Origin of the sequence: Nocardia amamiensis NBRC 102102 (assembly GCF_001612745.1) — a bacterium.
Taxonomy (GTDB): Bacteria; Actinomycetota; Actinomycetes; order Mycobacteriales; family Mycobacteriaceae; genus Nocardia; species Nocardia amamiensis.
In genome coordinates, this window is record NZ_BDBA01000032.1 from 68,640 (window position 1) to 83,600 (window position 14,961).

The window sequence follows — 14,961 nt, forward strand, 5'->3', positions numbered from 1 at the left end:
CGACGCGACACCCCTGCCACACGATCGCACCGTCGTCCGGGTGGTAGGAAAGGGAGCGTGTCCGCAACTGGCGAAGGAATCGATCCGAACCGAAACACCCGCGCGGTGTCGGAAGTGGTGGAGCTGGTCAGCACGCTGATCCGCTTCGACACCTCCAACACCGGCGACCTGGCCACCACCAAGGGGGAGCGCGAGTGTGCGCAGTGGGTGGCCGACCAGCTGCACCAGGCGGGATACATCACCGAGTACGTCGAGTCCGGCGCACCGGGACGCGGCAATGTCTTCGCGCGGCTGGAAGGCGCGGATCGCAGTCGTGGCGCGCTCATGATCCACGGGCACCTGGACGTGGTGCCCGCCCAGGCCGCCGACTGGAGCGTGCACCCGTTCTCCGGCGCGGTCCGCGACGGCTACGTGTGGGGTCGCGGCGCGATCGACATGAAGGACATGGTCGGGATGACGCTGGCGGTGGCCCGCCAGTTCAAGCTCGAGGGCACGGTGCCGCCGCGCGATCTGGTCTTCGCGTTCCTCGCCGATGAGGAGAACGGCGGCAAGTGGGGCTCGCAGTGGCTGGTGGACAACCGGCCCGATTTGTTCGACGGCGTCACCGAGGCGGTGGGGGAGGTCGGCGGGTTCTCACTGACCGTCCCGCGTCCCGACGGCACTGAACGCAGGCTGTATCTGGTGGAAACCGCCGAGAAGGGTCTGGGCTGGATGCGGTTGCGCGCCAAGGCCCGCGCCGGCCACGGCTCGTTCCTGCACGAGGACAACGCGGTGACCATCCTCGCCGACGCGGTGGCTCGACTGGGCAAACACACCTTCCCCCTGGTGCTTTCGGAGTCGGTAGCGGCGTTCCTGGCCGCCGTCGCCGAAGAGACCGGTCTCGAATTCGACCCGTCGAGCCCCGATATCGAAGGCCAGCTGGCCAAGCTCGGCACCATCTCCCGCATCATCGGCGCGACGCTGCGCGACACCGCGAATCCGACCATGCTGCAGGCCGGGTACAAAGCCAACGTGATACCGCAGACCGCCGAGGCGGTGGTGGACTGCCGCGTGGTCCCCGGGCGGCAGGCCGCGTTCGAACGCGAGGTGGATGAGCTGATCGGCCCAGACGTCGAACGCGAGTGGATCACCAAACTCGACTCCTACGAAACGACCTTCGACGGCGATCTGGTCGACGCGATGAACAACGCCGTGCTCGCCCACGACCCACTGGGCCGCACCGTGCCCTACATGCTCTCCGGCGGCACGGACGCGAAAGCGTTCGCCCGCTTGGGAATTCGCTGCTTCGGTTTCGCCCCGCTGCAGCTGCCGCCGGAACTGGACTTCTCCGCCCTGTTCCACGGCGTCGACGAGCGGGTGCCGGTGGACGCCCTCGAATTCGGCACCCGCGTACTGGAACACTTCCTCCTACACAGCTGACCGATCCGAAAGAGGTTCCATGACCTACAACCCCTACGACGCACTGCCCCAGGTGCCGTCGTTCACCCTCACCTCCACCGACGTCACCGACGGCCAGCCGCTGAACAACGACCAGGTCAGCGGCGTCTTCGGCGCGGGAGGAAAGGACATCTCCCCGCAGCTGTCCTGGTCGGGCTTCCCGGCGGAAACCAAGAGCTTCGCCGTCACGGTGTACGACCCCGACGCACCCACCGCCTCCGGCTTCTGGCACTGGGCCGTCGCCGACATCCCCGCCACCGTCACCTCCCTGCCCAGCGGCGCAGGCAGCGGCGAGCAAGGCGGCGCCCTCCCCACCGGCGCGATCACCCTCCGCAACGACGGCGGCTTCCACGGCTTCGTCGGCTCCGCACCCCCGCCCGGCCACGGCCCCCACCGCTACTTCATCGTCGTCCACGCCGTCGACGTCGAAAGCCTCGGCATCGACGAAACCGTCACCCCGGCCTACCTCGGCTTCAACCTGTTCTCCCACACGTTGGCCCGCGCCACGCTGATCGGCACTTACGAGCAGAAGTAAGTTCCCCATCGCACCTGTGGCCCTGAGCAAAATGTTCAGGGCCACAGCGTTTTCCGGGAGTACACGGCAACCACCATACGCTCTCCAGCCGATTGCTCCGAGAGGCGTCGCCGCTGTCCAACCGACGCCACTGATCCCGTCACACCTTCCGTCGCGGCGGCACAGATTACCGGCGAGGTTTCTGTCCAGTCCGGATGTTTTGTCTCGTCCTCGTCATGGCAAGTGCTGCCGGAGCGAAAACCACCGAGCTGCCTCATCAGATGAAGCAGCTGGGCAATGCTCCAGCCTGCGAAGCACACCCAGGTCCAGCTTGATCTGACGCAGCTCACGGATGCGATCGATCGGGAGGTCGCGCCAGTGAGAGGTGTCTGCCGCTGCTTTTTCGAACTCGCCGGCGTGACGGGCAAAGAACCATCGGAATATTTCTTCGCAATCAAGCAGCGGATCGCCTGCGACATGGCCGAGTCTATTGATCAGATCGGCGCGCAAGCGCATACCGTCGGTAATCTGATTCTCCCGTTGAAAGCGGCCGACGACCATCCCGGCGAGCTGATTTCGGACCGACACCGCTACCCGCGCCCATTCGAGAGCGATTGAGGGGTCGCCGTGCAAAGCCTCGGATCCGGCTACTTCCGCCAACCCGAACCAGTTGAAACCGGCTGGTCGTTCGCCCTTCTGCAGCCACTCCTCGATGTCAGCTGGTGGCAGAGTGCGCAGATGCCTGAAGAGTTCGTCCGGATGCTCCACAGTGCCTCCAGCCCGACCGGGCAATGGCCCTGACCGCTACTTTATCGTCGTGCACACCGTCGACGCGGAAAGCCTCGGCATCGACGAAACGCCACCCCCGCCTCCCTCGGCTTCAACCTGTTCTCCCACACGCTGGCCCGCGCCACCCTGATCGGCACCTACGAGCAGAAATAGGTTCGCATCTCAGACCTGTGGCCCTGAGCGGAATACTCGGGGCCACAGCGCGTTCCTGGTGGAAGTGCGGCTGGCCAACATCACTCCATCTCTCGCGAGGCATCCGGTACCACACGCCCGGCGTCGATCAACGTTTGCCAAGCCGCCGCTTTCCGTGGGCACTGACCGACGCGGCATCCCTTGTGCAGCTGCATAATCCGGTGAGCGTCCGACACGCTCAGCGGGTGATCAGGTGCTGCTTGGTGCGGCCCGCCGGTCGGCCACAGTCCTGTGTCGGCGGGCTCGGGTTGCCCGGCCCGGATACGTTCGCGGCGGCGGCGTTCGGCTCGCCACTCGGCTTGTATGCGGTCGATGATCGCCTGCGGCGACGTTTCGTCCGGCTCCGCTTCCCGCCACCAATTGAATCCCACCACGTCACCCCTGCCTTGTTCGCTGTCTGTTGGTCGCACCCGCCGCCGGGGTTGCCGAGGAGAGCACGGCATCAACCCGGCGGCGAGGCCGACTACAGCGTGCAGGCAGTTGGGTGGTGCGAAATAGCACCAAAATTGCTCCTAAAGAGGTAGTTTCCGCTCCAATCGGCCACGCGCAGGGGAGTGGGGAGCATGGATTTCGAAATCGGATGGACGGGTCAGGAGATTTGCGCATTGCGGCAGGCTTTGCGGCTCAGCAGGATCGAGTTCGCTCGCAAGCTGGGGGTGACTCGACGGAGCGTCGTCTCATGGGAGACCGGCCGTACGACAACCGTACGGGCCGCCAGTCGGCGCCTGCTGTACGACGTGCTCGATCGACTCGACGACGACCAGCGCGACAGGTTCCGAGCAGCATTGGTGTACGCCCGGGAGCACACAGAGACGACTCTCCAGCACTCGGACGAGCAGCAACTGGCAGGATTTCGCTCAGCTCCGCGTCCAGACGGAAGAATGTCAGTATCTTTCGGCGAGTCGCCGGAAGCCGATACGCTGAACCACAACCCTGCCGACGATCCTCTGCGGGCATCGTCGAGGTGCAGGACCCTCTCTTCCCGTGGAGGAGATGACGCCGTGGAACGCAAGAACTTCCTTCGCCTGATGACCGGATCGATCGCAGGGTTCGCTATGGTCGGGCCATTCGGCAGCGCAGTGCAGGCAGCGATCGACATACATGTCGGATCTGCCGATGTCGTGCGTGTCCGCAAAAGGGCACGCACCCTGGCTCGACAAGACCACGAGTACGGTGGGGAGCTCTCCGCGCCTGGCGCCGTGGCGCAGCTCGGGATGGCCGTTGCATTGGCGTCCGGCACTTTCGCCAGCGATGCCGTGCGCCGCGACTACTTGTCTGCGCTCGCCGAGCTCGCCGACACCACTGGCGGCGTTTGCTTCGACGCCGGAATGCACACGGAGGCCAAGGAGGCGTTCCAGTTCGCGGTCGAGTGCGCAATCGACGCTGAAGACATGGCGATGCGTGCCAAGGCACTGACCGGGTTGGCCAATCTCGCCGTCCATCAGAAGCGGGCCGACGACGCGTTGACCTATGCCGAGATGGCTTTGGTGCGCAACGACCTTCTACCGACGAGACTGAGCGCGGTAATCCACACTCGCCACGCCCGCGCGCTCGGTGCCGTCGGCGTGTCTCGCAGCCGCGAATGCATCGACGCAGTGCTCCGCGCCGAAGGCTCTTTCGCTGCCGAAGACGACCGGACGCCGGACTGGATCGCCTACTACGACCGTGCCCACCTGCGCCGAGACTCCGGCCGCGCGCTGCTGTATCTCTCAGTCCACGGTGGTGGCAACTTCAACGACGCCTACGCCCGGCTCAACTCCGCGATGGTGGAATTCCCTACCGGCTTCTCTCGGGGCAAAGCCCTCGCCAGCGCCAACTTGGCCACCTTGGTTATGGTCCGCGACGATCCGCACCACGCTGTTGTCCTCGGCCAACAGGCCCTCGACTCCTTGGGGGACGTGCACTCCGACCGGGTGAATCACGCGTTCGGTCAACTGAGAGATGCCTGCGATCAGCACGTCGATCTGCCCGAGGTCGCAGAACTTCGCGAGCACATCCGAACCATGGTGCCAGCTGCGCAGTAGCCGCAGATCACGCCTGGCAGAATCGCAGTGCTGGCTGGCCGAGGCCTGATCGAACTATGGTCATCGGTCTCACCGTTCCGTTTCAGCTTGGTGGTGGAGCGTCGACTCGGAAAGCGAGCTTCCATTGTCGTCAGATCCGGTAGTCAGCCACTCGGCCACGATTCGGATCACCTCGGCCTGCGTCGAATTGTCGGGCTGGCCGTCGGCGGTGAACTTCGGTGCGGCTGTGGTGATCGTCCTGCTGTTCGTGGTGACGATTGCGAACTACATTCGGCTCGCGTTGCAGCGGCAGACGGACAATCAAATGCGCAACCCGCCGCCCTCGATGCGGTTCGTCCTAGCCGCGCTGGTCGTCGGTGAGATCGGCGGGTTCAGTGTTCTCCTCGTCGGATTCGCTACGGCACAGCTGTAGTGGGGTTCGGTTCGGGATTTCGTCCTACGTGGATGGTGACTATGCGGGCGGCCGCTGCGATCACCTGTATCGCTGTCGGTGATGTAGCTGGTGCGGGTACCGCGGTCGGCCGCCGCTGCCTGCGAATTCTTCCCCTCGGGAATGACGACGCGGGTGGCCGTCGGCCCGATTACAGAGACTGCGCCGTCACCACTGTTGGTGGCACAGATGGGGTCTGTTGTTGCTGGCGTTGACGGTGACGTTGATGACGGTGTCGCTGACCGGGTCGAGGGCCACTTGGACCGCGGTTCGGCCGACCAGGATTGTGACGGTGCGCGACGCCGCGCGCGGCATTGCGGGTCGCCGCGTCGATCATCGAGGGAGTGTTGCCACCCTCTTTGATGGAGACGTCGCGGGTCTCTGGGATGGCGGCTGTGGCCGGTCCCGCGGCTTGGGTGACGGTGGTCGGCGCGGCCTGTGGGGTCCGGTCACCTGTGTCGAGTCTCCAATAGGCGATCGCGCCACCGGCGACCGCGACGAGGATCGCGAGCAAGGCGGCCAGGATTCTGCGGCGTCGGACCGGCGTATCCGCCACCGCCGCCTCCCGTGGCGTCGTAGGGGACAGCGACCCGCTGGGGGCACCCGGAGCATCAGTGATGTAGTTGGTCGAATCGGCCGTCAAGGGATCACCGATCGTACGACGCGCTGCGAGCAAGTGCCTCTGGCGGTTGCGTGACAATAGAAGCCTCCATGGTTGGACGGTTGTTGTTGGACTGACTCCTCAATGCTCATGGATGGATGGCGGTCGGAGATACGACCACTTGGGTTGGTCTCGGCCATCCCTCGGGGTCTGAAAAGCTACCCCCTTGGGTAGGTTGATCCGGCCCGGACGGCAGACAGCCGCGCCTGCCTCGATCGTGCCGTGTGCTCGGCGATCAGTCCGGACGCGTCCGAGCAGAGCCGGTCGCGGTAGTCGGGCCGATTGTTCAGAATGCGTAGCGGTGGTACTGGGCGATCATCCGCAGTGCTGGAACCAAGGACATCACTCTTCCCATCAACCGGTAGCCACCGGAAACGCCCTGCTGGAACGACTCGGAGTCGAAGACCGATATCGCGGCGAGCTGCCGAACCCCGGGTACCGCCGAAACGATGTCGTCGGGGCCGTTGATCGCCCAATGCAGTGTCGAACCGGAGCGCCGGACGACGGTATTGATTTTCTGCGTCTTGATCCCGAGCGCGTTGAACGCGTCGAAGTGCAGCTCGCCGGAGGGGAAGTGCTCGACGACGGCGCGCAGCAGGGCGAGGCCGGCGTCTTCGGTGAGGTACATGGTCAGGCCTTCGGCGATCATCAGCACGGGACGGTCGGCGGGAATCGCGTGCAGCCATTCCCGATCCGTCACGGACGCGGCGATGCGGTGATGGTGCGCGCGGGCCGGATAGAGCTGTTCGTGCAGCGCGATCACCTCGGGGTAGTCGACGTCGTACCACTCGACGTCAGGACCGGGGTCCAGCCGGAAAACTCGGCTGTCCAGCCCGCAACCGAGGTGCAATACGGTCGCACGGTCATGCTGAGCGAGGAACTCGCGCGCCCAGTTGTCGAAGTGGACTGTGCGAAGCGTCACCCCTGATTGATTGCGTCGGGTGATGCTGGTGCTTCGCCAGTCGTAGTCGATGCGGCGTACCGCATCCTTGGCCCAGGTGTCGCCCAACAGCGGGGTCTGCGCGTCGGCGTCCAGCGCCTTGGCGTACAGCGTCGCGAGCATCGTCTGCGGCGCTCCGGTGAGGTCGACGCGGATCTTCTCGGCCCCGGGCAACTCATCGTTTGAACGCATGTTCAATATACCAAACATGTGTTCAACCGAGGTCAAAGAACGCGCCCGCCAAGGATTCGTCAAGGCGTGGCGGCCCGTGAAACGACTGTGGCCCTGAGCGAAATGCTCAGGGCCACAGTCCTTCCGGCAGAAACCTAGGTGACGTTGACGACCTGGTCGGAAGGCTCCTTGGCATACAGCGCCGCGAGCTCGGCCTGGTACTTGGTCGCGATCGGGACGCGCTTGAGCGACATCTTCGGGGTCAGCTCGTCGCCGCCGGGCTCCCAGACGGCGCCGAGGACGGTGAACCGCTTGATCTGCTCCACCCGCGACAGCTTCGTGTTGCCGGCCTGCACTGCGGCCAGCACCTCGTCGAGGATCTCGCGGCGGGTGGCCAGGGTGGCGATGTCCTCACCCGTGGCGTCGAGCTCCTTGGCGCGGATGGCGGCCACATCGGGGTCCAGCACGATCAGGGCGGCGATGTAGGGTTTGGCGTCGCCGACCGCGACGGCCTGGCCGATCAGCGAGGAGGCGGCCTTGACCGCGTTCTCGATGTTGGAGGGCGCGATGTTCTTGCCCGCCTCGGTGATGATCAGTTCTTTCTTGCGGTCCACGATGCGCAGGTAGCCGTCGGCGTCGAGGGTGCCGATGTCGCCGGTGTGCAGCCAGCCGTCGGCGTCGATGGCTTCGGCGGTCTTGTCCGGCATGTTGCGGTAGCCGCGGGTGACGATCGGGCCGCGCACCAGCACCTCACCGTCGGCGTCCAGCCGCAGTTCCATGCCGTCCACCGTGCGGCCGACCGAGCCGGGGCGCGGCTTGTCCAGTTCGGTGTAGGTGCCCACGCCGGTGGTCTCCGACATGCCCCACACTTCGCTGACGGTGAACCCGAGGCCGAGGAAGTACTCCAGGGTCTCCGGAGGGATCGGGGCGGCGCCGGAAGAGGCGACCTTCAGCTGATCCAAACCGAGCGCATGACGCAGCTTGGACAGCACTAGTGCCTCGGCGATCGCGTGCTGGACGCTCAGCAGGGGACCGCGGCCCTTTCCGGCCAGATCCGCCCGCGCGGCCGCGATGCCGGTGCCGATCGCCCAGTTGGCCAGCGACTTCTTCACCGGACTCGGTTCAGCGGCGAGCCTGCCCTCCACGCCCGCCTTGATCTTCTGCCACACCCGCGGCACACCGAAGAAGATGGTCGGGCGCGCGTCGGGCAGGGCGGCGGCCACCTCACGGGGGTCGGGCACGGTGGTGATCTGAATGCCGGTGAGCAGATTGATCGCGTGGCCGGAGATCCGGTCGGCGACGTGCGCGGCAGGCAGGTAGGACACGGCGCGATCGTCCAGGCCGACCTCGAGCGGGCCGTTGACCAGCGCAATGACCTGGGCGAGAACGTTGCGGTGGGTGATCTCCACGCCCTTGGACGGGCCGGTGGTGCCGGAGGTGTAGATCAGGGTGGCCAGGTCGTCGGCTTGCACGGCCTGCCAGGCGGCGTCGAAATCGAAGTCGGCGGCGGGTGCGGCCTCGACCTGTTCGAGGGTGATGGTGCCCTCGGCGGGTCCGTCGACCAGGATGGTGTGCTCGACCGGCACACCGGCGGCGGTGATCCGGTCGAGGAAAACCTGTTCGGTCACCACGACTTTGTTGCCCGCGTTGGTGAACAGGTGGGTGATCTGCTCGGAGGAGCTGGTGTTGTAGATCGAGAACGGGGTCGCGCCCAGGTGTAGTGCCGCGGTGTCGACCAGGTTGAACTCGGGGCGGTTGGTGAGCATGATGCCGACGGTGTCGCCGCGCCGCACGCCGAGGCCGGCCAGGCCCGCCGCGAGGGAGCGCACACGTTCGGCGTAGTCGCGCCAGGTGTATTCCTGCGTGCCGCCCACCTTGCGCAAGGCGATCTGGTCGGGGCGTAGTCGCGCGGTCTCCTGGAATGCCGCGGGCACGGTGTAGACCGTTTTGCCCGATTCGTGCGCGTATCCGATATCTGTTGTCGTCATATCCCTGTTCCCGCTATCTCTGGCGTGGACCGATCCGCGGTGTTCGCCGACGCCGGTCCGAGCTCCTGACATAATGCGTCGAAGACGCCGCCAGTCTCTCATGATTCGGCGCGCCACCTGTGGCGCGGCTCACTCATGGTAGCGAGACACGAGGGTTGTGGTGGCTCTTACATCACTACGCGCCGATCAGATCCGCCGCAGAAGCGGAACCGGGGCGGGGCCGGGCCGTTTCACCGGGCGTGATGACGACCGGATCGACGGCCAATGGCTCGTCGGTAGCGGCACCGGAGGGCTCCTCGACCGCCCACGGTGCGGAATCGGTCGGAATCCAATGCTTGCGGCGGGTGCGCTTGGCTTCGAGGTACTCGCGGGCCCGCTCACTGAGCGCCCGCGTCCGCAGCGGCACCGCGGTGACCTGCAAACCTCCCTGCCGTAGCGCTTCGACCTTGGCGGGGTTGTTGGTGAGCAGCTGCACCGAGCGCAATCCCAGATCCGCCAGGGCATGGGCGGTCGCGGAGTAGGCGCGCGCGTCGGCGGGATAGCCGAGTCGCTCATAGCTGGTGAAGGTGTCGGCGCCGGAGCGCTCGCTTTCGCGATATCCCAGGGCCTTGGCGATCAGCCCCGCGCCGCGCCCTTCCTGCTCCAGATAGACCAGCACCCCCGAGCCCGCGGCTTGGATGAGATCCAGCGCCTTGTCCAGCTCCGGTCCGCAGTCGCAGTCCTCCGACCGCAGCGCCTCGCCGTAGAGGCACCGCGAATGCACCCGCACCAGGCATCCGTCGGCGACGTCGCCGAACAGCAGCAAGTGTCCCCGCTCACCGTCGCCGTTCAGCTCCATCACCCGAACACGCAGATCATGCCCCTTGCGACGGAACCGGTGCTCGGTGTCGGCAAGGTCCACAACTCTGGTCAATGCTCCTCCGAAGCGAGTCTGAAGATCCGTTCGATCTCACCCACCAGTGGCATTGCTCCCGGGACGTCCCCGACCGATTGCGTCGCCACCATCGCGGCGGTCGCCCAGACGTAGTCGTTGCGTGCGGCGGGGCGGCGCGTCGAGACGAGACGATATACCAGGGCGGCGGAGAAGGCAGCGTGAGCGCCGACCGAGTCGTCCAGCGCGGTCGGGAAGGGGTGAAACCGGTCGCTGAGCTGGTCGGACCACACCGCGCACCGGAAATCCTTGATCGCGCACACCGCCCGCACCCCGAGCGCGCGCAACAGCGTGGCGGTCTTCTCCCCGGAGGCCGTGGCGCCATCGGGCACCATCGCGAGCGCGTCCAGGTCCTTGTCGCCGCCGACCAGGTAATCCACCACACCGAGGTGGTGGTAGAGGTACTGCGGGCGATCCAGCGGCGGCGCGGGATGCACGACCACCAGCGGCCGCGACCGCAGCCCGCGCAGATCCGCCATGATCTGCTCGATCACGCCGGTGGGTTGTTCGAAGGTCAGCAGCACCGCATCCGAGGTGGCGATCGCGGAGCGGATCGCGTCGCTGCGTAAATCCTGAGCGCTCAACCGGATTCGCTCGTCCTTGCAGCCGATCGTGCTCGCCGCGCCGGTGCCCGCGACGATCACCGCGGTGACCGGCGTCGGCGCGTAGGGCACCACCTTGACCAGTTCGGTGTCGACCCCCTCGCTGCGCAGGTATTCCAGGATGCGGGCGCCCGCGTCGTCGTCACCGACCGCCGAGATCAGCCGCACCCGCAGACCCAGTCGGGCGGCGGCGACGGCACGGGTGAGTCCCTTGCCACCGGGATGCTCCTCGTAGCCGCCGCGAGTGGTGCCGCCGGGGCCGGGGATCCGGTCGACCAGGTACATGTGGTCGATCACCGCGTCGCCGACCACGGTGACCACGCCGCGATATTTCGGCGAATGATCCTGGTCCGCAGCATCTTTCGATGCGCCTCTACCGGTCTCGACGACATGCGCTCCGTCGAACACCGAAGCCGTGGCCAGCTGCGCGGCCAGTGCCGTGAACGCCCTGCGCTCAGGCGTGCCGCGCAGGGTCCGCACTGTCGGCGCGGCGGGAATGGCTTGCGCCCCAACGGCTTCGTGCAGCACTGGCCAGTGTTCGGCGAGGTATTCGCGACGCTCGCCCAGATCCGACGCATAGAGCCGATCGGGATCGACAGCGGCAGGCGGATTCTCACGCAGCAGGCCCAGTGACAGTTCCGCGTCGACGATGAGCCGGTCGGTGGGCTCCAAGCGCCCGGCCACATCGCGCACCAGCGGCAGCACCGCTTCTTCCCGGTCGATGCCCGCACGCCGCGCGTACTGGCGCACGGCCAGCAGATCCAGCAGCGGTAGAACGTCGATTTCGGTGCTACGCAAGCGATCCGAGCTCAGGCCGGACCGCTTGCACAACCGCGTGAGGATATTGCGAACGGCAACCATTCCCGAATCCTGCGGGACCATGGGCGACCCTCCTCGATCGGTGCGGCACCGAAGCTGTCGGGCGCACGTAGGCCACGCAAATCGGGTTTAGCCAGCGGGCAAATTGTCAATTACCAAATTACAACGGCAATTGCGCTCGGGGAACGGCAAATGCCACACTGGATGTGGCGATCCCCATCGCTCCACCAGGCACGGGAGGGCTGGTGATGAGAATGATTCTCCGCATACGGCAGAGTCGGCGGCGACGGCACCCCCGCCCCGCCGGACCGGATACCGAGCTGGTGCCGAAGCCGGTGGTGGACTAAACGAGCCGCCGGACATCCCCGCAACACCGCACCCTGGCCGTCGCCTGCCACGCGTCAGCGCGAAGGCATTCACCCATCAGCCGCGCCCGCAGCCGGACAAGGCTCACCGTCTACGCGACCGGCGCACGGCAACCCCTCGGACACGACGACCGGCCCGGCCATACATGCCGCCGATCGCGGCCCGATCACCCACGGCGCACCGCAACGGGCGAGCATGCCTGCCGCGCGGAAACGATGCGGCCGGTATGCCGGTTCAGCCCACCGGCGCACCCGAACCCTTGCCGGGCCGAGCGGCGCACTCGGCCGCCAGGCCCGGCAAACGGACCCGTCGGCTCCGACAGCGCCGACACCGCGGAAATCACGGTGCAGCACCTCCACCGCGCTGCACCAGCGGATGCACGACTGGAGGCATTCGTGATCATCGAATTCAGCACCCTGGAGCCGGCCTCACTCCACCTGTTGCACCGGAGACACCGATGACCATTCACGCCACCGAATGGACGATGACCAGCGATCTGACCCCGGAAGCCGCCTACCGGGACACCGACACCGAAGGCTGGCGCCTGAGCTGGCTGCCGGACCGCGTGCTGACCCGCGCGCAAGCCGAGGCGGGCATGCACTTGGACGAGCTGCTCAGCGACCCGGCCATGGTGCACGACCGGATGACCCAGGCCCGCGTCGACGTCTACGCCGATGAACTGGGCATCCTGCGCGACCACGCGGTGATCCTGCTGGCCAAGCGGATGGCGGCGCGACTGGAGAAGGAGTTGCGACCCAAAGCGGACCCGACGCCGCCGGGGCACAGCCCGCGCACCGGCCGATCACTCACCCAGACGATCGAACCCCCGTTCGTCCACGGCTGACCCGCGCTGGAGTTCAGGCGTGCGCTGTGTGCTCCGCGCCCACGGCATCACCGATGCTGCGGTACCCGCCGGCCCGCAACCGCTGCGCCAGACCGCGATGGATCCGGCGCATCCAGAACGGGCCGCCGTAGATGAAGCCGGTGTAGCCCTGCAGCAGCGTCGCACCGGCGAGGATGCGTTCCCACGCCTGGTCGACCGTTTCGATACCGCCGACCGAGATCAGCACCAACCGGTCACCGACACGCCGGTACAACCGGCGCAGCACCTCGAGCGAGCGCTCCGCGACCGGCGGCCCCGAAAGACCGCCCGCGCCCATGGCGGCGACATCGTCCGGATCGGAGCGCAAACCGTCGCGGCGAATGGTGGTGTTGGTGGCCACGATGCCCGCCAGACCCAGCTCGACGGCCAAGTCGGCGACCGCGTCGATGTCCTCGTCGGACAGGTCCGGAGCGATCTTCACCAGCACCGGCACCCGCACACTGTCCAGCACCGCCCGCAACAGCGGACGCAGCGATTCGACCGCCTGCAGATCCCGCAGGCCGGGGGTATTGGGGGAGCTGACGTTGACCACGACGAAATCGGCCAGCGGGCCCAGCAGGGCGGCGCTGGTGGCGTAGTCGGCGGCGGCGGCATCCGGTTCGACGATCTTCGTCTTGCCGATGTTCGCCCCGATCGGCACGGCGCCGCGCCGCCCGCGCAGCCGTTCGGCGGCAGCGGCGGCGCCGTGGTTGTTGAAGCCCATCCGGTTGATCAGCGCCCGGTCGGCGGGCAGCCGGAACAGTCGCGGTGCGGGATTGCCCGGCTGCGGCTGGGCGGTGACGGTGCCGACCTCGGCGAAACCGAATCCCAGCGGAGCCCAGGCGTCGACACCGTCGGCGTTCTTGTCGAATCCGGCGGCCAACCCCAGCGGCGCGGGGAATTCGACCCCGAATGCCGTCGTACGCAGAATCGGGTCATCGTTGACGAGAATTTTGCTCATCGCCCAGCGCACGGGCGCACACCAGGCGGCCAACCGCATGACAGCGAAGACGAGGTGGTGGATGCGTTCCGGCGCGACCAGGAACATCAGTCGGAGTAGCAGGGCGTACATCGGCTCACATTCCGGGTTCGGGCTGGGGTAGTAGTGCGGATTTTCGCCGCCGCAGCAGGACCCGCCTGCTGCCGTCGGTGTAGGCCCGCACCCGCGACAGCTCCCAGCCACCGAACTCGGCTTGGATCGCCAGCCGCATGGACGCGGTCACCCGCGTGACATCCGGCGGCAGGCGCAGCGGCACATACTCGTAGTCGTCGCTGGTGGTCTCCCAGCCCGCGGGCAACGCGCGCCCGCGCCGCCGGTGTGCCGCCGGATCAGAGGATGTCGCGGAATCGTCTCCCGCGCGCGCTGTTGGAGCCATCAGTGCCCTCTCTTCCGATCGTCCGCACCGATCCGCTGCAGACCGTCGCCGGTCGCGGATCCCACGAACATGTCCCCGGTGTGTTGCTCGATGGTCACCGAGTTCGGTTGCCGGACGGTGGCGTAGCGTCCCACTTCCTTCGGTATACCTGTCGACAGGTCGAACCCGACGACCTCGTTGCGCTGTGTGCACGTCACCCACACGGTGTCGGACCGCTGATCGTAGGCAAGTGCGTAAGGCGAAGATCCTACCGGGAAACGCTGACGCAGCACGAGCGGTCCCGCGGTGTAGACCAGCAGTTCGCCCCCGGCGGTGTCGGTGACCACGAACCGGCCGCGCGCGTCACCGATCATCTGTGTGGCGCCGTCGCCCGCCCGCAGCGCCAATCCCAGCCGCTCGCCGCCGAGGTCGAGCTCGAAGATCGCGGTTTGGTGACGGTCGAGCACGGTGAGCTTGCCGTCGGCCTCGGCGAGCTCGTCGGCCGACAGCAGCCCGGACACGGTCCTGGTCACCGCACCGCCGGGCGCCACCTCCAGCACCCGGCCATCGCCCGTACCGACCAGCAGCCCGCCGTCCGGCCGCGGGAGCACCGACCGCACCTCGCCGTCGACGGCGACCTCGCTGATCGCACCGCTGGCCAGATCCACCCGCAGCACCCGCCCCTGCGCGGTCGCCAGCATCTCACCCGGCCTGCCCGGCGCCAGTGCGCTCGCGCGTTCCGGCAGTGTCACGGTGCGCACGGTGGGCTGGGCGGCGTCGGGGTCGATCACGGTGAGCGCGGTGCCGTCGAGCACGGCCAGCAGCCCGGTGCCGGGATCGGATTCCAGCGCAGACACCGGGCCGGCGGGCAGCACCCGGC

At 67.0% G+C, this 14,961-nt stretch carries 14 protein-coding genes and 1 pseudogene; 6 read left to right on the forward strand and 9 right to left on the reverse strand.

Annotation, left to right across the window (positions count from 1 at the left end; translation table 11 throughout):
• Positions 1–57: 57 nt before the first annotated feature.
• A complete protein-coding gene (locus tag NA4_RS09325; protein ID WP_174552917.1) occupies positions 58–1,419 on the forward strand; it encodes a M20/M25/M40 family metallo-hydrolase in 1,362 nt (453 codons plus the stop codon).
• Positions 1,420–1,438: 19 nt separating this feature from the next.
• The gene (locus NA4_RS09330; RefSeq protein ID WP_067467127.1) at positions 1,439–1,972 is read left to right on the forward strand and encodes a YbhB/YbcL family Raf kinase inhibitor-like protein; all 534 of its coding nucleotides are present in this window, start codon (positions 1,439–1,441) and stop codon (positions 1,970–1,972) included.
• A 213-nt stretch (positions 1,973–2,185) separates the two neighbouring features.
• Here the strand turns inward: NA4_RS09330 and NA4_RS40230 are convergent, their stop codons facing one another.
• Positions 2,186–2,719, reverse strand: coding sequence for a hypothetical protein (locus NA4_RS40230; protein ID WP_157128916.1), 534 nt, complete (start codon positions 2,717–2,719; stop codon positions 2,186–2,188).
• 16 nt (positions 2,720–2,735) lie between these two features.
• Here NA4_RS40230 and NA4_RS42495 point away from each other — a divergent pair.
• The 3 genes and pseudogenes from NA4_RS42495 to NA4_RS09350 all read left to right on the forward strand — a co-directional run.
• Positions 2,736–2,893, forward strand: a pseudogene (locus NA4_RS42495) (YbhB/YbcL family Raf kinase inhibitor-like protein); the annotation flags it as partial.
• Positions 2,894–3,495: 602 nt separating this feature from the next.
• Positions 3,496–4,956, forward strand: coding sequence for an NsdA family TPR-like regulatory protein (locus NA4_RS44095; RefSeq protein WP_067467136.1), 1,461 nt, complete (start codon positions 3,496–3,498; stop codon positions 4,954–4,956).
• 124 nt (positions 4,957–5,080) lie between these two features.
• A complete protein-coding gene (locus NA4_RS09350) occupies positions 5,081–5,368 on the forward strand; it encodes a hypothetical protein (protein ID WP_067467139.1) in 288 nt (95 codons plus the stop codon).
• Between the two features lie 169 nt (positions 5,369–5,537).
• Here the strand turns inward: NA4_RS09350 and NA4_RS40240 are convergent, their stop codons facing one another.
• From NA4_RS40240 to NA4_RS09370, 5 genes are all read right to left on the reverse strand, one after another.
• Complete coding sequence (locus tag NA4_RS40240; RefSeq protein WP_157128917.1) at positions 5,538–6,029, reverse strand: hypothetical protein; 492 nt, start codon at positions 6,027–6,029, stop codon at positions 5,538–5,540.
• 304 nt (positions 6,030–6,333) lie between these two features.
• Positions 6,334–7,143, reverse strand: a complete 810-nt coding sequence (locus tag NA4_RS09355; RefSeq protein WP_084496937.1) for a class I SAM-dependent methyltransferase — start codon at positions 7,141–7,143, stop codon at positions 6,334–6,336.
• A 170-nt stretch (positions 7,144–7,313) separates the two neighbouring features.
• On the reverse strand, positions 7,314–9,146 hold the full coding sequence (locus NA4_RS09360; protein WP_067467145.1) for an AMP-dependent synthetase/ligase: 1,833 nt from the start codon (positions 9,144–9,146) through the stop codon (positions 7,314–7,316).
• A 175-nt stretch (positions 9,147–9,321) separates the two neighbouring features.
• A complete protein-coding gene (locus NA4_RS09365; RefSeq protein ID WP_084496935.1) occupies positions 9,322–10,059 on the reverse strand; it encodes a GTP cyclohydrolase II in 738 nt (245 codons plus the stop codon).
• Positions 10,056–11,540 carry a PfkB family carbohydrate kinase gene (locus NA4_RS09370; RefSeq protein ID WP_245671227.1) on the reverse strand — a complete coding sequence of 495 codons (1,485 nt, stop codon included), beginning with the start codon at positions 11,538–11,540 and terminating at the stop codon, positions 10,056–10,058. Before NA4_RS09370 ends, NA4_RS09365 begins: the two co-directional genes overlap by 4 nt.
• Before the next feature lie 781 nt (positions 11,541–12,321).
• On the opposite strand from NA4_RS09370, the gene NA4_RS09375 reads away from it, so the two are divergent.
• Positions 12,322–12,708, forward strand: coding sequence for a hypothetical protein (locus NA4_RS09375; protein ID WP_067467155.1), 387 nt, complete (start codon positions 12,322–12,324; stop codon positions 12,706–12,708).
• A gap of 13 nt (positions 12,709–12,721) precedes the next feature.
• Here the strand turns inward: NA4_RS09375 and NA4_RS09380 are convergent, their stop codons facing one another.
• From NA4_RS09380 to NA4_RS41320, 3 genes are all read right to left on the reverse strand, one after another.
• Positions 12,722–13,798: a quinone-dependent dihydroorotate dehydrogenase gene (locus NA4_RS09380; RefSeq protein WP_067467157.1), complete on the reverse strand. Its 1,077-nt coding sequence runs from the start codon at positions 13,796–13,798 to the stop codon at positions 12,722–12,724.
• A gap of 4 nt (positions 13,799–13,802) precedes the next feature.
• Complete coding sequence (locus NA4_RS09385) at positions 13,803–14,102, reverse strand: DUF5703 family protein (protein ID WP_174552918.1); 300 nt, start codon at positions 14,100–14,102, stop codon at positions 13,803–13,805.
• Positions 14,102–14,961 (reverse strand): YncE family protein (locus NA4_RS41320; RefSeq protein ID WP_169811002.1); only part of this gene is annotated, 860 nt, incomplete at its 5' end. The genes NA4_RS41320 and NA4_RS09385, both read right to left, overlap by 1 nt.